This is a genomic window from Vreelandella arcis, from assembly GCF_900103865.1.
Taxonomy (GTDB): Bacteria; Pseudomonadota; Gammaproteobacteria; order Pseudomonadales; family Halomonadaceae; genus Vreelandella; species Vreelandella arcis.
On record NZ_FNII01000012.1, the window covers coordinates 55380 to 75940 of the forward strand.

Annotated in this window: 17 protein-coding genes; 13 read left to right on the top strand and 4 right to left on the bottom strand. The window is 57.6% G+C overall.

From position 1 onward, the window contains the following. Positions 1-9: 9 nt before the first annotated feature. The 5 genes from BLR97_RS14460 (at position 10) to BLR97_RS14480 (ending at position 5852) form a co-directional block, all read left to right on the top strand. Complete coding sequence (locus BLR97_RS14460; RefSeq protein WP_089707237.1) at positions 10-999, top strand: carbohydrate ABC transporter permease; 990 nt, start codon at positions 10-12, stop codon at positions 997-999. After that, on the top strand, positions 996-1838 hold the full coding sequence (locus tag BLR97_RS14465) for a carbohydrate ABC transporter permease (RefSeq protein ID WP_089707238.1): 843 nt from the start codon (positions 996-998) through the stop codon (positions 1836-1838). Before BLR97_RS14460 ends, BLR97_RS14465 begins: the two co-directional genes overlap by 4 nt. 31 nt (positions 1839-1869) lie before the next feature. Next, positions 1870-3486 carry an alpha-glucosidase family protein gene (locus tag BLR97_RS14470; protein WP_089707297.1) on the top strand — a complete coding sequence of 539 codons (1617 nt, stop codon included), beginning with the start codon at positions 1870-1872 and terminating at the stop codon, positions 3484-3486. A 77-nt stretch (positions 3487-3563) separates the two neighbouring features. Continuing rightward, positions 3564-4670, top strand: coding sequence for an ABC transporter ATP-binding protein (locus BLR97_RS14475; RefSeq protein WP_089707239.1), 1107 nt, complete (start codon positions 3564-3566; stop codon positions 4668-4670). A gap of 132 nt (positions 4671-4802) precedes the next feature. Next, a complete protein-coding gene (locus BLR97_RS14480; RefSeq protein ID WP_244511319.1) occupies positions 4803-5852 on the top strand; it encodes a LacI family DNA-binding transcriptional regulator in 1050 nt (349 codons plus the stop codon). Between the two features lie 9 nt (positions 5853-5861). Here the strand turns inward: BLR97_RS14480 and gap are convergent, their stop codons facing one another. Beyond that, the gene (gene gap, locus BLR97_RS14485) at positions 5862-6866 is read right to left on the bottom strand and encodes a type I glyceraldehyde-3-phosphate dehydrogenase (protein WP_089707241.1); all 1005 of its coding nucleotides are present in this window, start codon (positions 6864-6866) and stop codon (positions 5862-5864) included. A gap of 278 nt (positions 6867-7144) precedes the next feature. Here gap and pyk point away from each other — a divergent pair, with 278 nt between their 5' ends. Beyond that, the gene (pyk, locus tag BLR97_RS14490) at positions 7145-8611 is read left to right on the top strand and encodes a pyruvate kinase (protein ID WP_089707242.1); all 1467 of its coding nucleotides are present in this window, start codon (positions 7145-7147) and stop codon (positions 8609-8611) included. Positions 8612-8684: 73 nt separating this feature from the next. Beyond that, on the top strand, positions 8685-9161 hold the full coding sequence (locus BLR97_RS14495) for a methylglyoxal synthase (protein ID WP_089707243.1): 477 nt from the start codon (positions 8685-8687) through the stop codon (positions 9159-9161). A 32-nt stretch (positions 9162-9193) separates the two neighbouring features. Here the strand turns inward: BLR97_RS14495 and cra are convergent, their stop codons facing one another. After that, complete coding sequence (gene cra, locus BLR97_RS14500; protein WP_089707244.1) at positions 9194-10186, bottom strand: catabolite repressor/activator; 993 nt, start codon at positions 10184-10186, stop codon at positions 9194-9196. Between the two features lie 183 nt (positions 10187-10369). Here cra and ptsP point away from each other — a divergent pair, with 183 nt between their 5' ends. From ptsP to pgi, 4 genes are all read left to right on the top strand, one after another. After that, positions 10370-13243, top strand: a complete 2874-nt coding sequence (ptsP, locus tag BLR97_RS14505) for a phosphoenolpyruvate--protein phosphotransferase (protein ID WP_089707245.1) — start codon at positions 10370-10372, stop codon at positions 13241-13243. Beyond that, positions 13243-14214, top strand: coding sequence for a 1-phosphofructokinase (gene pfkB / locus BLR97_RS14510; RefSeq protein ID WP_089707246.1), 972 nt, complete (start codon positions 13243-13245; stop codon positions 14212-14214). Before ptsP ends, pfkB begins: the two co-directional genes overlap by 1 nt. Then, positions 14211-15944 (top strand): PTS fructose-like transporter subunit IIB, encoded by a 1734-nt coding sequence (locus tag BLR97_RS14515; RefSeq protein ID WP_089707247.1) that lies wholly within the window; start codon positions 14211-14213, stop codon positions 15942-15944. Before pfkB ends, BLR97_RS14515 begins: the two co-directional genes overlap by 4 nt. Before the next feature lie 169 nt (positions 15945-16113). Beyond that, positions 16114-17787 carry a glucose-6-phosphate isomerase gene (gene pgi, locus BLR97_RS14520; RefSeq protein ID WP_089707248.1) on the top strand — a complete coding sequence of 558 codons (1674 nt, stop codon included), beginning with the start codon at positions 16114-16116 and terminating at the stop codon, positions 17785-17787. Positions 17788-17892: 105 nt separating this feature from the next. On the opposite strand, the gene BLR97_RS14525 is transcribed toward pgi, so the two are convergent. Both BLR97_RS14525 and BLR97_RS14530 read right to left on the bottom strand, forming a co-directional pair. Next, positions 17893-18348, bottom strand: a complete 456-nt coding sequence (locus BLR97_RS14525) for a hypothetical protein (protein ID WP_089707249.1) — start codon at positions 18346-18348, stop codon at positions 17893-17895. A 36-nt stretch (positions 18349-18384) separates the two neighbouring features. Continuing rightward, positions 18385-18936, bottom strand: coding sequence for a DinB family protein (locus BLR97_RS14530; RefSeq protein WP_089707250.1), 552 nt, complete (start codon positions 18934-18936; stop codon positions 18385-18387). Between the two features lie 196 nt (positions 18937-19132). On the opposite strand from BLR97_RS14530, the gene BLR97_RS14535 reads away from it, so the two are divergent. Then, positions 19133-20215 carry a PA0069 family radical SAM protein gene (locus BLR97_RS14535; RefSeq protein WP_089707251.1) on the top strand — a complete coding sequence of 361 codons (1083 nt, stop codon included), beginning with the start codon at positions 19133-19135 and terminating at the stop codon, positions 20213-20215. 38 nt (positions 20216-20253) lie between these two features. Further along, complete coding sequence (locus BLR97_RS14540; RefSeq protein WP_089707252.1) at positions 20254-20559, top strand: winged helix-turn-helix domain-containing protein; 306 nt, start codon at positions 20254-20256, stop codon at positions 20557-20559. The last annotated feature ends 2 nt before the right edge of the window (positions 20560-20561 follow it).

A 20561-nucleotide genomic window follows, 5' to 3' on the forward strand; every position in this document is an offset into this window, starting at 1 on the left:
GAGAGTTTCATGACGACTTCCTCTCACCACAGCGCGCCCGAAGGGGCGCGTGCCAACCCTTTACCGGCGCGACGCTCTCGCGGCACCAAGGTGCGTCGCCAACGGGTAAAAGCGGCTTGGTTGTTTTTAGCCCCTATGCTGGTGGCACTGACGTTAGTAGCCGGTTGGCCTTTATTTCGAACGTTTTTTTTAAGTTTTACCGATGCTTCGCTGTCCGATCTTGGAGCGGCGAATTTCATCGGCTTCGAAAATTACCTTGTTCAGGAGAACGGCCGCTGGTTCGGCATCATGGCCGACCCCACCTGGTGGCAATCGGTCTGGAACACCGTGTATTTCTCGGTGGTATCGGTATCGCTTGAGGTGATTTTCGGGGTGATCGTGGCGCTGATTCTTAACGCGGAATTTAAAGGCCGCACGATTGTCCGCGCTGCGGTGCTTATTCCCTGGGCCATACCCACTATTGTTTCGGCGCAGATGTGGGCGTGGATGCTCAACGACCAGTTCGGCATTATTAACCACATGCTCATGGGGATCGGGGTGATCGACAACCCCATTGCCTGGACCGCCAGCGCCACCTATTCAATGTGGGCGGTCATAATGGTCGACGTGTGGAAGACCATTCCCTTTGTCGCGCTTCTGGTACTCGCCGCCCTGCAAATGCTGCCCAAGGATTGCTATGAAGCCGCCGAGGTCGACGGCATTCACCCGGTGCGGGTGTTTTTCAAAGTAACCCTGCCGCTGATCACCCCCGCCCTCTTGGTAGCGGTCATTTTCCGCCTGCTCGATGCGCTGCGCGTCTTCGATGTTATCTACGTGTTGACCTCAAACTCCACCAGCACGATGTCGATGTCGGTATACGCGCGCCAGCAACTTGTTGAATTCCAGGACGTTGGCTATGGCAGCGCAGCCTCCACCCTACTCTTTTTGATTATTGCCTTGGCGACGGTTGCCTACCTTTACGCCGGGCGCAAGCAGCTTCAATTGGGAGGTGACGCATGACCGCACGTCAGTTGAGCAAAATAGCCAAGCGAGTAGGCTTCTGGGCGCTAATCGTTTTGATCATGGTGTATGCGGTGTTCCCGTTTTATTACGCCGTCATCACCTCGCTCAAGCCCTCCAGTGACCTATTCCGCGTGGAGCTATGGCCGTCTACTTGGGATTTGAGCAACTACGCGCAGATTTTGACCCAGGCAAGCTTCTTGCGGGCAATCTTCAACTCCATTGTAGTCGCGGTTAGCGTGGTGTTCATCGCTCTACTGTTGGGCATTACCGCGTCTTACGCACTGGGGCGCGTGCGCTTTCGTGGCCGCTCGACGGTGTTGCTGGTGATTCTTGGGGTGTCGATGTTCCCCCAGGTTGCGGTGCTTTCCGGGCTGTTTGAGGTCATTCGCACGCTAAACCTTTACAACAACCCGGCCGGGCTGATTCTAAGCTACACCATCTTCACGCTGCCTTTCACAGTGTGGGTTCTGACCACCTTTATGAAGCAGTTACCGATGGAGCTTGAAGAAGCCGCGATCATGGACGGCGCCACGCCCTGGGTGACGATCACCAAAGTATTTCTCCCGCTCATGTGGCCTGCCATGGCCACCACCGGGTTACTCGCCTTTATCGCTGCGTGGAACGAATTTTTGTTCGCACTCACGTTTACGCTCACCGATGCCCAGCGCACCGTACCGGTAGCTATCGCGCTGTTATCGGGCGGTAGCGCCTACGAGCTTCCTTGGGGGCCGATCATGGCCGCGTCGGTCATCGTCACTGTCCCCCTTGTGGTGCTGGTGATTATCTTCCAACGCCGCATTGTTTCTGGACTGACCGCCGGCGCGGTTAAAGGCTGAGGATTTTTAAATGTTATCAACGGACTTAACTATGCACGATACGAAAGCTTGGTGGCGCGGCGGCGTTATCTACCAAATCTACCCGCGCAGCTTTATGGATAGCCGCGGTGACGGCGTCGGCGATTTACGCGGCATTACCGAAAAGCTCGACTACGTGGCCTCGCTCAACGTCGACGGTATCTGGCTATCGCCGTTTTTCACCTCGCCAATGCTCGATTTCGGCTACGACATTAGCGACTACTGCGATGTCGACCCGATGTTCGGCACTTTGGACGACTTCAAAACGCTCCTTGCGCAGGCACACCAGCTCGGTTTGAAAGTGATGATCGACCAGGTGATCAGCCACACCTCGAACCAGCACTCCTGGTTTCAGGAAAGCCGCCAGAACCGCACTAACCCCAAAGCCGACTGGTTTGTATGGGCCGACCCCAAGCCCGACGGCACACCGCCCAATAACTGGCTGTCGATCTTTGGGGGGCCTGCGTGGACGTTTGAACCCCGCCGTAAGCAGTACTATATGCATAATTTCCTAACCAGCCAGCCGGATATCAACTTCCACCACCCGGAGGCTCGCCAGGCCCAACTGGACAACATGCGCTTCTGGCTCGACCTGGGCGTCGACGGTTTCCGCTTGGATACCGTCAATTTCTACTTCCACGATGCCGAGCTGCGCGATAACCCGCCGGTGCCCAAAGGCGAAGCCAAAACCCTGGGCGCGCCAGATAGTAATCCCTATACCTGGCAGCGCCACGTCTACGACCTTAGCCGCCCGGAAAATCTCGACTTCCTGAAAGACCTGCGCGCGCTAATGGACGAATACCCAGGGACCACCACGGTGGGTGAAATTGGCGATGACAACCCGCTAGCGCGTATGGCCGAGTACACCGCCGGCGGCGACAAACTGCACATGGCTTACACCTTCGACCTGCTGAACAAGCCGCATTCCGCTACTTATTTGCGCGAGGTAATTGAGCGCTTCCAGCGGCTGGCAGGAGATGCGTGGCCGTGCTGGGCCACTTCGAATCATGATGTCGAACGCAGTGCTTCGCGCTGGGGGGCAGACGAAGATCCCAATGCTTATCCGAAAATCGCCCTAGCCATGTTGCTATCGCTGCGGGGTAGTGTCTGCTTGTATCAAGGCGAAGAACTGGGCCTGCCGGAAGCCGACGTGCCGTTTGAACGCATCCAAGACCCTTATGGCAAAGTGCTGTGGCCGGAATTCAAAGGCCGCGACGGCTGCCGCACGCCAATGCCCTGGAACGACAGCGAACATGGCGGTTTTTCCAGCGTTGAGCCCTGGTTACCCATGGAGGCCAGTCACCGCGACCTAGCGGTAAGCCGCCAACAGGATGATGCCAACTCAACCTTAAATGCACTGCGCAACATACTGGCCTTCCGTCGCCAGCACCCCGCGCTGTTCGATGGCGACTTAACGCTAGTGGATGTGGGCGACGACCTGCTCGGCTTTACCCGTCAGCACGATGAGGAAACGTTGCTCTGTGTGTTCAACCTGACCGACAAGCAACATCAGGTGGCGCTACCGGTGCCGGTCAACAGCGACCTGGACAGCCATGGCTTTACGTTTCAGCGCGATGGCGACAGCTTATTGCTCCCGGCCTATCAAGCGGCTTTTATGCGCGTTGCCTAAGCATTTAGGGGCATCGTTTTAATACAACAACAGGCCGGTCCAGAGGTTCAGCTTCTGAGGCTGGCAAGGAGTCATCCATGGCAAGTGTCAAGCTTGAAAAAATTAACAAGGTGTTTGGCCGCGACCACATCATCGATGATATCGACCTCGACGTAGGCAATGGTGAATTCGTTGTCTTCGTGGGGCCATCGGGCTGCGGCAAGTCGACCCTGCTGCGTTTGATTGCCGGCCTAGAGTCGATTACCGATGGCGAATTGCGTATTGGCGACACCATCGTCAACGACCTCCCGCCACGCGAGCGCGGCGTAGGAATGGTGTTTCAATCCTACGCGTTATACCCGCATATGAGCGTGTACGACAATATGGCGTTTGGCCTGAAACTCGCTAAAACGGCCCAGGAAACGATCCATGAACGGGTGATGAGCACCGCGCGAATTCTTCAGTTGGAAGAGCTGCTGCATCGCAAGCCTAAAGCCCTCTCCGGTGGACAGCGACAGCGGGTAGCCATGGGTCGTGCCATGGCTCGCGAGCCGCGCATCCTACTGTTTGATGAGCCACTTTCTAATCTGGATGCATCGCTGCGCGTGCAAATGCGCAACGAAATCGCCCGTCTGCACAACCGCCTGGGCTCCACCATGATCTATGTGACTCACGATCAGGTGGAAGCGATGACCCTGGCGGATAAAATCGTCGTGCTAAACGGCGGTCGTATAGAACAAGTCGGTACTCCCCAGCAGCTTTACCAGCGCCCCGCTACCCAGTTTGTCGCTGGTTTTATGGGCTCGCCTACCATGAACTTCATGCCAGCCCAACTGTTGGCCAACGACGACCAAGGCTGTCGTGTACATGCGAATGGCGTGGGTGAGCTGGCTCTACCTCAAGATGCTCAAACCCTACCGCAAAGCGCTGCACTAACGCTGGGCGTGCGTCCCGAACATCTTCGTTTGGCCCCACCCTCGGGCGATAATCGCTTTGAGATAGTCAATGTCGAATACCTGGGTAACGAGGTCTACGTGTATCTGGAACCCAAAGAAGGTAACACACTGCTGATTCACCGCAGCGAAGCGCCTAGCCAATGGGAAGAAGGTCAACACGTTGCGCTGGTGCCCGACACCCAACACGTACATTTATTTAACGAAAGCGGCACTGCACTGGATCTGCCTGCCCAACGGCAAGCCGCTTAAGCAGCGCGTTTCACCAACCTCATCCACTAGCCCCCGTGAACCGTGATGATGTCTATAAGGCTTGTCGGGGCCACGCGGGGGTCGGTATTCTTGCGGATGGGAGTTTTATTATAAGTCTGCATAGGAAATACCGTGACACCACCACGCCGAATGACGCTCAAGGATCTTGCCCGTGAACTCGGCGTCTCGACTGCGACCATTTCCAACGCTTTTAACCGGCCTGATCAGCTTTCACCAAATCTGCGCGAACGCATCCTAAGCGAGGCCTCGCGCCTCGGCTATAGCGGCCCGGATGCCAAAGCACGGAGTTTACGCACGGGGCGATCGCGGATTGTCGCCGTGGTGCTGGCAGAAAGCCTTACCTACAGTTTGAATGATGCAGTCGCCAGCGAGTTCCTATCCGGCGTCGCCGAAGTACTCGACGCCCATGGTCACACACTGTTATTACTGCCCGGACGTGGCCACGACTCGCAACCCGCAGGCTCGGCCAACATCGCCGACGGCTTTATCGTCTACGGTCTGATGCCCAACAATCAGTTGCTGCAACGGTTGCCGTTCCAGCGCCCGCTGGTGTCGGTAGATTTTGACGTGGAGGGTTGCCCGACGGTGCACATTGATGACACCGAGGCCAGCTACCACATTGCCTGCCATGCACTTAAGCAGCGCCCTGAGCGACCGGCGATCATCAACCTGAGGCTGACCGTCGAGCCCTGCAATGGCCGCGTGACGGCGGCCCATACCATGCTGCCGAGCACCAGCACCATCAGCCGCGCGAGGCTGGCGGGCTTTAATGAAGCACTGGAAGAACACGGCATAACGCCCGGCGCGGTGCCGCTTTGGAATATTGAGGAGAATACCTTCGACGTGTGTAGCCCAGTGCTGGCTGAGCTACTCGATCAGCCCGAGCATCTACGCCCTGACCTGCTGCTGTGCATGTCAGACCGTATTGCGCTAACGGCTCTGACGCTTGCCGAACAGCGTGGCATTCGGGTGCCTGAAGCTTTACGCATTACCGGCTTTGATGGCATCGCAGAGGGCCAGTACCGGGCGCCGCGCTTAACCACTGTGCGCCAGGATAGCGTGGGCAAGGGTCGGGTCGCGGCGCAGATGATTCTTGGCCAACTGCCCGCCGAGCAGCAGCTGCTAAAAACTGAGCTGCTGCCCGGCGATACCTGCCCCTGACAAGTTGGATTACTTGGCAGCGGCCTGCATGGCCTCGGCTGTATCCAGCATGCGGTTGGAGAAGCCCCACTCGTTGTCGTACCAGGCCATGATTTTCACAAGGCGACCGCTTACACGGGTGTGATTGGTATCGAAAGTCGACGAATTAGCGTCGTGGTTGAAATCGATCGACACCAATGGCTGGGCATTCACCGCCATGACCGGTGAATTGACAGCCGCTTTTTCAACAACCGCATTGATCTCTTCTGCGGTGGTATCACGACCAGCGGTGAAGGTCAGATCCACCAAGGAGACGTTAATCACCGGGACGCGAACCGCCAGACCATCGAACTTACCCGCCAGTTCAGGCAGCACCTTCCCGACGGCCGCCGCAGCGCCGGTTTTGGTCGGGATCATCGAGTGAGTCGCACTGCGTGCCCGGTAGGGGTCAGTGTGATAGACATCAGACAGGTTCTGGTCATTGGTGTAGGCATGCACCGTTGTCATCAAGCCGTTTTCGATACCTACTGCATCGTTCAACGCTTTGGCCACTGGCGCCAGGCAGTTGGTTGTGCACGAGGCATTCGAGACCACTTTATGTTCAGCGGTGAGTGTTTCTTCGTTGACACCGTAAACAATCATGGCATCAGCATCGGGGCTGGGCGCTGAAATCAACACGCGCTTTGCACCCGCGTCGATATGCTTGGCCGCTGCTTCTCGCTTGGTGAATAAGCCGGTGCACTCCATCACAATATCGATATCCATTGACGCCCAAGGCAATTTGGCAGGATCTCGCTCAGAAGAGATTGCGATGCGGTCGCCGTCGACGCTGATACTCTCGGCATCGTGCTCTACCGCATAGGGGAAGTGGCCGTGAACGGTGTCGTGGCGCAACAGGTGGGAGTTGAGCGACGGATCACCCAAGTCGTTGATCGCGACAACCTGCATACGATCACGATAGCCGTTTTCGTACAGGGCGCGTAGGACGTTGCGGCCAATGCGGCCAAAGCCGTTAATAGCGACTCTTATTGCCATGAAAGCACCTCACATTTGCAGAGAACGTTTACCGAGATTTGACGAAACCTCCTGCCATGCATTCAGTTCCAATCTCGGCAAAAATTACTAAAAATACGTATTTAAGCGTCTTAAGGGGATCTTCTGGGCGTTTTGGATCCCTCATAAGGCGCCTTGCCGATCAATATGTAGTAAAATTACTATATAAAAGCTATCGTAGTCCATAACTTAATCACTCGCAATTTGAACGCCCAACGTGGCGCTAACAACAACCATGGCCGACCCAGGAGAATGTGTAAATGACGAGCCAAACCCTCTCGCTTCCCTTACGCCGCACGAAGATCGTCGCCACTTTAGGTCCAGCAAGCGATCGCCCCGGTGTGCTGGAAGCAATGCTGAAAGCGGGCGTTGATGTCGTTCGCCTGAATTTTTCCCACGGTGCTGCCGACGACCATCGTCGTCGCCTTGAGTCTGTTCGCGAGATTGCTCACCGACTGGGCCGCAGCGTGGCGGCTCTGGGTGACCTCCAAGGGCCTAAAATTCGCATATCCCGATTTAAAGAAGGGGCCATCCAGTTAACGGAAGGCCAGCCGTTCATCCTCGACATGGCGCTGGATGCGGATCTTGGCAACCAAGAACGCGTAGGCTGTGACTACACGTCGCTGATTGATGACGTCACCACCGGCGACCGCTTACTGCTCGACGATGGTCGCCTGGTATTGGATGTGACTCAGGTCATCGGCCAAGAAGTTCACACCCGGGTTCACGTGGGCGGCAAGCTGTCCAACAATAAAGGCATCAACAAGCAAGGCGGTGGCCTTTCAGCCCCGGCGTTAACCGAAAAGGACAAGGCCGACCTCACCACTGCCGTCGAGATCGGCGTGGATTATTTGGCCGTCTCTTTCCCACGTGGCGCCGCCGATATGCATGAAGCCCGCGCGCTGCTGGGTGAGAAAGGCAAAGAAATCGGCTTGATTGCCAAGCTAGAGCGCGCCGAAGCCGTAGCAGACGATGTTACCTTGGACGGTATTATCGAGGCCTCGGAAGCGGTCATGGTGGCACGCGGCGACCTGGGCGTTGAGATTGGTGACGAATCGCTGATCGGCACTCAGAAGCGCATCATCAAGCACGCTCGCACAATGAACCGCGCGGTGATTACCGCCACGCAAATGATGGAGTCGATGATTGAGTCGCCACTCCCCACGCGCGCTGAGGTGTTTGACGTGGCCAATGCGGTGCTGGATGCCACCGATGCGGTGATGCTGTCGGCCGAAACAGCCGCGGGGGACTACCCGGTTGAAACCATTGAGGCCATGAATCGCGTATGCCTGGGGGCTGAGCGCGAACGCATCGCCCAAGAGTCCGGCCATCGCATTCATGAAGGTTTCGAGCGTACCGACGAAACCATCGCGCTCTCCGCGATGTACGCGGCCAACCACCTTGAAGGCGTGAGCGTGATTGCTTGCATGACCGCCACGGGCTACACCCCGCTGATTGCCTCGCGTATTCGCTCCAAATTACCGATTGTCGGCCTGGCCCACAGCCCCATCGCTCAGCGGCGTATGGCGCTGTACCGCGGCGTTGTCTCGATTCCGTTCGACACCTCCCACATGGAAGCCCAGGATCTTAACCGCGAAGCACTGGCGCTCTTAAAAGCTCACGGTATGGCTCGCCCCGGGGAACATGTCATTCTTACCCGCGGCGACCACATGAATGCCCATGGCGGCACCAACACCATGAAAATTCTTGCCGTCGACCCAAACTGAGTATGCGATATACTCAACAAGACGACGCTTTAATCCCTAAGACGCGCCATCCAATTGATAGGAGCGCCATGCTATGAACGATGCGCGACCCCCTCGTCAGGCGATACGTACGCTGCAACCCCGCAAGCGTATTGCGTTAATTGCCCACGATGGCAAAAAAACCGAAATGCTGGAGTGGGCGACTCGCTGGCAGGACACACTGAGCCGCCACGAACTGATCGGCACCGGCACCACGGCGGGGCGCTTGCGCAATGAGTTGGGGTTGCCGGTGGAAGGCTTGATGAGCGGCCCGCTGGGCGGCGATCAGCAAATTGGCGCGCGCATCGCCGAGCAGGCACTCGACGTGCTGGTTTTTTTCTGGGATCCGTTCGCGCCTCAGCCCCATGACCCGGATGTCAAAGCCCTACTACGGCTCGCCGCACTGTGGAACGTGCCGGTAGCCTGCAATGCGGCCAGCGCGGACTTTGTACTTTCCTCCCCCTACCTTGGCAAACGCTACGAGATGTCGATCCCGGACGCCGACGCCTGGGCCCAGGCGCGTAGCGTATAACTCGCCTGACATAGCACCGTTGGCTTAAACGATCATTTGCGCACCGGCTGTCGGGTGCGCAAATGCCGTGAGACGACTTGTTGCCCGCATACGTACTCGCCTTCCGTCGCGGCCAGCGCACAGCGCAGCGTTAACTCAGCGATTCGATCGTAATCTTGCAGCGCCGAGTTGATCGGCTGAGGCAAAAAATCCAGCAGGCGGTGGTCGCCAAAGGTCGCTAACCTCATGCCCTCGGGCAGCCCACCACGCTCAAGAAACACATCGAACACCCCTTCCAATAGCGTATAGGACGCCGTCACCAGCGCATCTGCGCCACCGCACTCATCCAACAGCTCGGCCGCCAAGCGCGCGCCCTCGCTGCGTTCGTAATGGGCGCCGCTAAAATATAGCGGCGTAATGGAGGTGTCTGCCAGCGCTGCCTGAAACCCGGCACGGCGCTCACGGCTGATAGACAGTTCTGGCATTGCTTCTAGCCACGCCACCCGCTGAGTCGTCGGACCTATCACTGATTGCGTTAACGTCAATGCGGCTTGCCGGTCGTTACTGACCACGCTGGCAAACTGTTTCGGGTCTAGCCCCCTATCCATGCCCACCACACTCCAGCCTTCATGAACCAGATCGGCGTAGAAAGAGTCATCTCTGGCTAAGCAGCTTGCCGTAATCAATACTTCACAGCGCTGCGCGCGCAGCGCTAGCGCTAACGCCCGCTCACTTTCAGGGCAGTCGTCAGAACTCACGATGAGTAATTGATAGCCGCGCTCACGGGCGCCCCGCTCTATCCGTTTGGCTAGCCGCGCATAGCTGATGTTTTCCAGGTCAGGCACGATCAGCCCTAGCAAGCGGCTGGCACCTCGGCGAAGCGCAGCGGCCTGGGGGTCGATGTGATAACGGTGCTGGCGAACCACCACCATGACTTTTTCAATCGTCGACGCGCTAATGCGCCGCTTCTCAGCCTGGCCATTAATGACGTAGCTGGCGGTGGTGCGTGATACCCCGGCAAGTCGGGCAATATCGGCGAGTGTCATGCAGTTCCCCCTCTGGTTGCCGCGGTATTTTAGCAGGCGGCAGCCGCTCATCAGACCAAAGTCTAGGCGCGAAGCTCTTGTGTCTATAAGTGAATCGATTCAGCATAGCCAACTATACACAGATGACACGATTCATCCAGCTCACCTCGGTGTGCTACGACTATCGTTTTACAGGAGACACCTATGCTGACGCTCGGCTCTGATGACATCTTGCTGGACTGCCAGGCAACCGATTGGCAGGCGGCACTGGACAGCGCCGCCAACGCGCTGGTGGGAGCCGGGTTTGTCGAGCCCGGCTACCGTGACGGCCTTCACGCCAGGGAGGCGCAGTCCTCAACGTTTTTAGGCAATGCTATTGCCATTCCCCACGGCACGCCCGAAAGCCGCGAATACGTCAAGCAAACCGGGGTTCGCGTTCTTCAGTTCCCCCACGGCGTAAAGTGGCACGATGGCCAACAGGTACACGTCTTAGTCACTATTGCTGCGCAAAACGATGAACACCTCGACATTCTGCGCCAGCTAACCCATGTACTCGATCGAGAAGGCGTCGCCGAGCAGTTGGCCAGCGCCACGTCTGCCGCCGATGTGGCGCGCTTGCTTTCCAAACCGGCCGTAACGCCACGCCTGGATGCTGACACGCTGTGCGTCAGTTTCCCTGCCAAAGACCTTGAGGAATTAACCCTGGCGGCTGCCGCGCGGTTGCGGCAAAGCGGCTGCGTGGATAACACTTTTATCAGCGCCATCGCCACCTCTGAGCCCACTTGGCTGGGCAACGGACTTTGGCTGGCCAGCCACGCTCATGGGGTAGTGCAACCCGCCCTTGGGGTCGCCACCCCTGCCGCCCCGTCGCTTAGCCATCAAGGTCATCCGGTTCATGCGCTATTCTGCCTAGCGGCCAGCGGCGAAAGCCACCGCCCGCTGCTTGAACAATTACTCCCTTTGCTGGAACGCAGTGAAAGCGAAAGCCTCGTCAACAAAACCAGCGCGCAGTTGCTGGCCGCTCTTGCGGGCGAAACCGCCAGCACGCAAACCCAGCGCGCCCGGGTGTTAAACCCCCATGGGTTGCACGCCCGCCCGGCCAAGCAGCTGGTACAAATCGCACGAGCTCAGGGCATTCCGATCAACGTACGCCTCGAGGAAGGCAGCGCCACGCCAGTATCTGCCGCCAGCTTAACCAAAGTGATTGGCTTGGGCGCGAGGCGCGGCCAATGGCTTGTGTTATCAGCCGAGGGCGAACAGGCCAGCCAGGCATTGGCGGCGGTCGCCGAGTCCATTGAAACCGGTTTGGGCGAAAAGGTCGCCCCCTGGGAGGGCGAGCGCGATAGCGTTGCACCGCTATCAAACACCGCCAAACCAGCCGTCGAGCCACTTACCGACGACACTCCCCATTCAGGCGTGGCCGCATCGCCGGGGCTGGCTATTGCGCCCGTATTTGTTATGCGTCCGCTACAGTTTGACTACCCGCAGGATGCCGATAACCCTGAGCATGAAATTGCCCGCTTACGCGAGGCATTGAAAGAAGGGGCTGACCAGCTAAGAGAACTCGTGCATAACGCACCGGGCGGTGAGGTCGCCGACATTCTTTCTATGCATGAAGAAATGCTCGACGACCCCGAACTACACCAGGCCGCTATTGAAGCCATTCGTGAAGGGCGTTCAGCACAAGCCGGCTGGTGGGAGGCCATCGATACCGCTGCCCACGCCCAGGAAATGCTGGCTGATCGCTTATTGGCCGAGCGCGCCGCCGACCTACGCGACGTTGGCCGCCGGGTACTGGGTGTGCTGTGTAACGCCAAACTGCCCACCCCGCCCGACTACCCGTATATTCTGGTGATGGACGATATCGGCCCTTCCGATGTCGCCCGTCTGGATACCGCCCGCGTGCGTGGCCTGCTGACCGTGCGCGGCGGCGCCACTTCGCACAGCGCGATTCTGGCCCGCGCCTTGGGCATCCCCGCTGTGGTGGGCGCTGGCGAAGCAGTCATAGCGTTGCCCAACGGCGGCATGATGATTTTGGATGGCGAGCGTGGACGGGTAACCCACAAACCCTCGGAAGCGCGTCTGCAACGCGCGGAACAACAGCTACTCGACCAGCAGCAGCGTGAAGCCGAGGCCTGGGAAACACGCTTTGAGACCGCCCAAACCCGCGACGGTCATCGGGTGGAAGTGGCCGCCAACCTAGGCAATACCGCCCACGCCGACGATGCCGTCGAGCGGGGAGCGGAGGGCGTTGGCCTATTGCGCACCGAGTTTCTGTTTATGGCCCACGCCAGCGCGCCGGATTTACAAACTCAGATCGATGAATACCGTCAGGCCGTGGACGCCCTCAAAGGGCGCCCGCTGGTCGCCCGTACACTGGATGTCGGCGGCGATAAACCGCTGCCCTACTGGCCCGTTCCCCAAGAAGACAACCCCTTCCTGGGCCTGCGTGGTATTCGTTTAGCATTAACCCAGCCCGATGTACTGGAAACCCAACTACGCGCCTTACTGATGGCCAGTACGGATCAGCCATTGCGCATCATGCTGCCGATGGTTAAAGACATCGCCGAATTTCGCGCTGCCAAGGCGATTTACGATCGACTGCTGAGCGAGATCGCCCCGTCACAACGAGCCACCGATGTTCAGCTCGGCGTGATGATTGAAGTGCCCTCCAGCGCCCTGCTTGCGCATTCGCTTGCCGCCGAGGTCGATTTCTTCTCAGTGGGCACCAACGATTTAACCCAATACACCCTGGCCATCGACCGTGGCCACCCCGAACTTTCCGCCCAGGCCGACGGCCTACACCCGGCGGTATTGCGCTTGATTCAAATGACCGTGGACGCCGCCCACGCCCAGGGCAAATGGGTCGGCGTCTGCGGCGAATTAGCCTCCGACGCCATGGCGGTGCCGGTGCTAGTCGGCCTAGGCGTTGACGAGCTGTCGGTGAGTGCGCGACAAATCCCGCTGGTCAAAGCGCGGCTGCGCGAGTTTGATTTTGCCGATGCTCAGGCTAGCGCTCAGCTTGCCCTGAAACAGGCCACCAGCGATGCCGTCCGCGACGCGCTGGAGGCCCGCTAATGGCTCGCGTCCTGTGCATTACGCTCAATCCGGCGCTGGATTTGGCGTTCAGCCTTGAGCAACTCACGTTAGGGGGGGTTAACCGCCCTAGTCACGCGCAGCTAGAAGCCGCAGGCAAAGGCGTCAACGTCGCCCGAGTGCTGGCGGGATTAGGCCACGAGGTCACCGTCAGCGGCTTTCTCGGCAGTGATAACGACGCCCCCTTTACGCTGGCTTTTCGCCACGCCGGGTTAAACGACGACTTTGTGCGCGTCGCGGGCGAAACGCGCATTAATGCCAAACTAGCCGAGCAAAGCGGCCGCGTCACCGACATCAACGGCCCGGGCATGCCCATCACGTCAGAAGACCTGCAACATTTAACGGCACGCCTGGATACTCACCTAAAAAGCGCTACACCGCCGCTCGCGGTGGTAGTTGCTGGTAGCTTACCGCCGGGGCTTAGCCTGGATGATTTTCGCGACCTACTGGGCCATCTAAAAGCAAGCGGCGTCCCCCTGTGGGTAGATACCAGCGGTGAGGCGCTCAATGCGGCAATTGGGATTCAGCCAGCCGCCGTTAAGCCCAATGAGCTTGAACTAGCCGAGTGGGCCGGTGCAGCGCTTACCCATGACACTGCCCGCCTTGACGCCACGCAACGGCTGCATCACAGCGGCGTAGAACACGCGCTGATGTCCGCCGGTGCCGATGGCGTTCTGTGGGTCAGCCCGCTGGGTGTGTGGCAGGCAACGCCGCCTCACGTCACCGCCGTCAACACCGTGTGCGCCGGTGATACTTTCGTTGCGGGCATGCTGCATGGCTTGTTGAGCGGCCACACGCCCGACCAAACACTGCGCTTCGCCACGGCCCTCTCCGCAGACGCAGTTCGCCACGTCGGGGTGGGCAATCCCCAAGCCGACGACTTTGATTCACTCCAACAACAGACCCGGGTACGGCGTCTTGACGACCCCATCACCGAGGGAGCACCGCTATGAATTTAATACTGATTACCGCCTGCCCAAGCGGCATGGCGACCACCTTCCTCGCCGCCAAGCGGCTGGAACAGGCAGCCGAGCGCCAGGGCTGGCACGTCCACGTGGAAATGCACGGCGAGCTCGCACCGCTGCAACCCGCCACCGCCGAGCAGATTGCCAATGCCGACCTGATTGTCGTTGCAGCGAATCACGTCCCCGCGCCTGAGCGCTTTGAAGGCAAACGGCTCTATCAAGCCCCGATTGCCGATGCGCTACCCGACCCCGACGCCTTTTTGGCGACGGCAAAACGCGATGCGCCACTTTATCAGGCGCCCGCCGATGCCCCCACCGCCAAGCCAAGTGCCGCAGAAGGCCAGAAAATTGTTGCCGTGACCGCCTGCCCAACAGGCGTTGCGCATACGTTCATGGCCGCCGAAGCGCTGGCTGAAGCTGGTAGCGCCATGGGTCACGCCATCCGTGTGGAAACCCAAGGTTCAGTGGGTGCCCAGGATCAACTGACCGAGCAAGAAATTGCCGAAGCGGATGTCGTGGTACTCGCCTGTGATATCGACGTTGACCCCGCGCGCTTTGCCGGCAAGCGTATTTATCGCACCTCTACCGGCAATGCCTTGAAGAAGCCTCGCCCGACGCTGGAAGCCGCCCTCGCCCACGCCAGTGTGGAGGATGGCAACCAATCAGCAGCCACTGGCGAAGGCAAAAGCATCAAAGAGAAAGGCGTGTATAAACACCTGCTGACGGGTGTCTCGTTTATGCTGCCGATGGTGGTTGCCGGCGGTTTGCTGATTGCGCTTTCATTTGTGTTCGGCATTGAAGCTTTTGAGCAGGAAGGCACCTTGGCTGCAGCGCTAATGCAGATTGGTGGTGGCACCGCCTTTGCACTGATGATTCCGGTGCTGGCAGGCTACATTGCCTACTCCATTGCCGACCGGCCCGGCATCGCGCCAGGCATGATTGGCGGCATGCTGGCGTCCAATATCGGTTCCGGCTTTATCGGCGGTATCCTGGCAGGCTTTTTAGCCGGTTACGTCGCCTTAGCGGTTACGCGCTATGTCAAACTTCCCTCCAGCGTTGAATCCCTTAAACCGATTCTGATCATTCCGCTGGTGGCCAGTTTGGTCACCGGCCTGACCATGATCTACGTGATTGGCGAACCCGTAGCGGCACTGCTCGATGGTCTGACCAGCTTTTTAGAGTCCATGGGGTCTACCAACGCCGTGCTATTGGGCATTCTGCTGGGGGCGATGATGTGCTTCGACTTGGGCGGCCCGGTCAACAAAGCTGCCTATACTTTCGGCGTGGGTCTGCTCGCCTCGGAAACCTACGGGCCCATGGCGGCGATTATGGCGGCGGGCATGGTGCCGGCGATTGGCATGGGCATCGCCAGTTTTGTGGCCCGCCCCAAGTTCTCTCAGCCAGAGCGTGAAACGGGTAAAGCGTCGTTTGTGCTGGGTTTATGCTTTATCACCGAAGGCGCGATTCCGTTTGCCGCTAAAGACCCGCTGCGGGTCATTCCTGCCTGTATGGTGGGCGGCGCGGTCACCGGGGCGCTTTCAATGCTGATCGGTGCCAAGCTGATGGCTCCCCACGGCGGTATTTTTGTGCTGCTGATTCCCAACGCGATTACCCCGGTTGTCCTGTATTTAGGCGCCATCGTGGTGGGCTCGCTGATTACCGGCCTGAGCTACGCCATGATCAAGCGTGGGGCCACCCAGGTAGCGATTGCCAGCTAATTGCACCTTTGGCGGGCTAAGGCCCGCCTTTTTATTGATTTTGTGATTGGTTTTATTACCGCCAACCACCCTTTTATCCGCTTTCGGTTGTCACAGCGTGTCGTTTATGTAGTATTTTTACACACATAGCATCAAGGCCCCTCGCCAACCTACAACAACGGACTTTTCTATGTTTCAACTAACCCGCAGTGTGACGTGGCAGGCACTTGAACGCCTGCGCGACGAGACCGCAAACGATCGCATCCGTGACTACTTCACGAATGACCCGCAGCGCTTTGAAAAAATGAGCCTGCGGGTAGGCGGCCTATTCCTCGACTACTCAAAACACCACGTCTCCGAAAACGTCATGGCCAAGCTGATCGAACTGGCCGACCACTCAGCGCTGGTTCAGCGTCGTGCCCAAATGTTTTCGGGCGATATTATCAACGTCACCGAAGACCGTCCCGTGCTACACACTGCGCTCCGGCATCTAGGCGATGAGCCGGTTTTCGTTGATGGCAAAGACGTGATGCCTGAAATCACCCGCACCCGCGAACAGATCAAGCTGTTTTCCGAAGCGGTGCGCAGCGGCGAGTGGAAAGGCTACAACGGCCAGCGCATTAAAGACGTCGTGAATATCGGCATTGGCGGCTCGGATCTTGGCCCCAACATGGCCGTGCGTGCGCTGTTGAAATACCGCCACCCGGAGCTGCACTTCCACTTTGTATCGAACGTCGACGGTACCCATATCCAGAAGGTGCTATCGCGGCTCGATCCGGCTACCACGTTGTTTATCGTCTCGACCAAAACGTTTTCCACCCAGGAAACGCTGCTCAATGCCAAAACGGCGCGGCGCTGGTTCCTGGAAAACGCCGGTGAAGATGCCGACGTGGGCGCGCACTTTATCGCCGCTTCCACCAACCGCAAGGCGGCAATGGAATTCGGCATCCGTGAAGAGAACGTGTTCGAATTCTGGGCCTGGGTCGGCGGACGCTACTCCATGTGGTCGTCGATTGGTCTGCCCATCGCACTTTCCATCGGCTTTGAAGGTTTTATCGAGCTGCTGGAAGGCGCCCACGAGATGGATCGCCACTTTATCGAAGCGCCCTTCTCGGAAAATATGCCGGTGCTCATGGCATTGATTGGTATCTGGTATATCAACTTCATCGGTTCTGAAACCCAGGCCATCGTGCCCTACGACCAAGCGCTCAACCAGCTGCCTTCTTTCCTGCAGCAGTTGGATATGGAGTCCAACGGTAAATCGGTGGATATCTTCGGACATCCGGTCAACTACAAAACCGGCCCGATTGTCTGGGGACAAACCGGTTCTAACGGCCAGCATGCGTTTTTCCAGCTGCTGCACCAGGGCACCCGCTACGTGCCTATCGACTTTATCGCCTCGCTCAAGCCCGAGCCAGGCGTGGAAGATCATCACTTCGCCCTGCTAACCAACATGCTCGCCCAGGCCAACGCCTTTATGGAGGGCAGCCAAGGCAATAGCAAAGAACTCAGCCAGCACGACCCCTACAGCTGCCCCGGCAACCGCCCTTCCAGCACGCTACTGCTGGATGAGCTAACGCCGAAAAACCTGGGGGCCCTGATCGCACTCTACGAGCACAAGGTGTTTGTCCAAGGGGTGATCTGGAACATCAACTCCTTTGACCAGTGGGGCGTGCAGCTTGGCAAACGTATTGCCGGTGAAATCAGCGAACGCATCGACACCAACGCCGCCGACTTCGACGCCTCCACACAAGGCCTGCTGGAACTGTTACGTGGCCACTTCCCCAATGGCGGTAGCAGCGCAAAGGAAAGCGCACCGGCCGGTGGCGATAACGATAAGAAGCCGACACGGAAGAAGCGTTAGGTTGACGTGGTAAATGAATCGGAAAGCAAAACGCCTTGGCTGAGAAGCCAGGGCGTTTTCCCTTTATACGCAACATACCTGCATTTAGATATTCGCAGCAGACCCTTAAACATCGCCGCCCGCATACTTTATTTTATTGTAAAGCTTACCAATTAAACTAGTGCCCACTATCAAGCCCGAACCTAGCGCGATAACAACCAACGACCCATAGTCAATAATGCCTCCCCAAGCCCATTGGCTAAGCGCTGTGCCGGTGTGTTGTACAAATAGGTACACACCAATAAGGAAACTGCCAGCACGCACTAAACCAGCTTCGTTTACCTGAACACTCGTCTCGACACCATAAGGGCCATAAATCTTGGTCGCCAGCGCGCCTGCTCCAAACCACAACACAATGCCTGCGAGAACGGGAATGAAAACGGTTGCCACAACGCCGGGCAACCACTGATGCAACTCTGCATCCAAGTTAGCGCTAAATAGCAGAGGCGACATGGCTATGAGTGGTTTAATGGCAAGATATATAGCTAATATTCGTATCAATAGGATTGAGAAGGGTTTCATACGTTGTCCTTAACGGTGTCATCATGGATACCTAAACTATAGTTTAGCTTGTTGCTCATCCGGAATCAGCGCCAGCAGGTCGGTGACACCAATATCCACACCCGCTTGCGAGAGCAATGTAGATACCTGCCCGCGGTGGTGGGTTTGGTGGTTGAAGAATTGGACAATCAGACTTGAGTAGCGCCGTTTTGAGGCTATCCCTTTTGTGTTGTGGTAACTCAGTAGCGTCTCTAGATCGTCGTCTGTCAGCGCCGCGACCCAGTTAATAATCACGGTATCGAGCCATTGGCGATGCGCTTTCAGGCCTGGTAAGTCATCAAACATCACCTGATCAAGGCGCGCTGGCATAGGAAGGTCAACCATTACCGCAAGCGTTCTTGCAGAAGCGGTTTGGGTGGTTGCAAACCGCTTAAGCCAGATAGTGTCCGCCACTACGATGTGGTTAAGCGTGCCAAAAATCGAGCCGAAAAAAGCGCCCCGCTCTTCGATAAGCTCAGCCGGCGTGAGCTGACTGGCAGCCTCATACAGCTTAGCGTTCATCCACTGATTGTAAGATGCCATTAATTCCAGATCTTGTTGCATTCCCATTCGTCAATTTCCTCTTTCGATACTAGCGCAAGCGAACCTTTTTACAGTATGAAATAGTGGCGTCGTTTGTTCATCACTGAGTTTTTCATCTACGACCAACCCCTCCCTTGCGACTTTTGCCAAACACCATATACTGTACATACATCCATGTGTCGACACAGACGACAAGCACACTCATAACGTGCAGAGGTGGCAAATGGCGGTTTCTTATCAACCTGGCGGCTCAATCTTACATAAAGGGCGCGGAGCGACGTACGACCCGCACAATCGTTTTGCGCCGACCCGCAGCGTGGAGGAAGACGACGGCTGGTGGCGGGAGGAAAGTTCTACCTCGATTGCGACTGAAGTACGCGAGGAGCCGAGCAAAAGCGCGCTTTCGTGGAACCGTTCGCCGGATTTACCATTTGATCGCTCGCTGAACCCCTATCGTGGCTGTGAGCATGGCTGTGTCTATTGCTATGCCCGCCCTTCACACGCGTACTGGGATTTATCGCCGGGGCTGGACTTTGAAACCAAACTAATAGCCCGTAGCGGCTTGGTAGAACGCCTAACCGAGGAACTTTGTCACCCTAACTACGTGTGCCGGCCGATTAATCTTTCGGGCAATACCGATTGCTACCAACCGTTAGAGGCAAAGCACCAAACCACTCGCCGCTTGCTGGAGTTGCTGCTGCAATGCAGACATCCCGTCACCATTGTGACCAAAAGCAGCCTGATACTGCGAGACTTGGAGTTGCTGGCGGAAATGGCTGAACATCGCTTGGTGCGTGTGTTTGTGAGCTTGACCAGCCTGGATGCCAATCTAAAACGCACCCTGGAACCGCGCACGGCATCGCCCCAGGCACGTTTAAAAGTCATCCGCGAGCTAAACACGGCTGGCATTCCCGTGGGCGCGCTGGTTTCGCCCGTTATTCCGGGGCTCACCGACCATGAAATTGAGCGCATTTTAGAAGCAGCCAGTCGTGCAGGCGCACGCACTGCCACCTGGATGCTATTACGCCTACCCCACGAGGTGGCGCCACTATTTGAAGCATGGCTGGAAGCCCACTACCCCGAGCGCGCCGCCAAGGTGATGAGTTTGATTCGCCAGTGCCGGGGTGGGCAGAACTACGATGCGCGTTTTGGGAAGCGCTTTCGCGGTGAAGGAGTATTTGCCGAGATGATCGCCCAGCGGTTTAATCGCGCCAGCCGCCAGTGGAACATGCAGCCGCGCTCCGAACAGGGTTTGAATACCCGCGACTTTTGTCCGCCGCGCGCACAGGGCGATTTATTCAATTAAACTGGTGAGCGTTATTTTCATTGTATAAAGGATACGCCATGACCGCGCCGCTTAGTAAAACAAAATCAAGCTTTTATCGTCGTCTTTACGTGGCGTATTTGATTGACCAGGGGGTGGTCAGTGTCCCAGCTTTGATGGAGGACACCGGCATGCCGCGGCGCACGGCGCAAGACACCATCGCCTCGCTTGCCGAATTGGATATTGCCTGTACGTTTACTAAAGATGAGGGCGAACGTCATAACATCGGCCGCTATCACATCCAGGATTGGGGCGCGATTGACCCGCACTGGGTGGCTAGCCACGCCCAGCACTTGCGGCAGGCGCTGGGCTATGGTGGCGTTTAAGT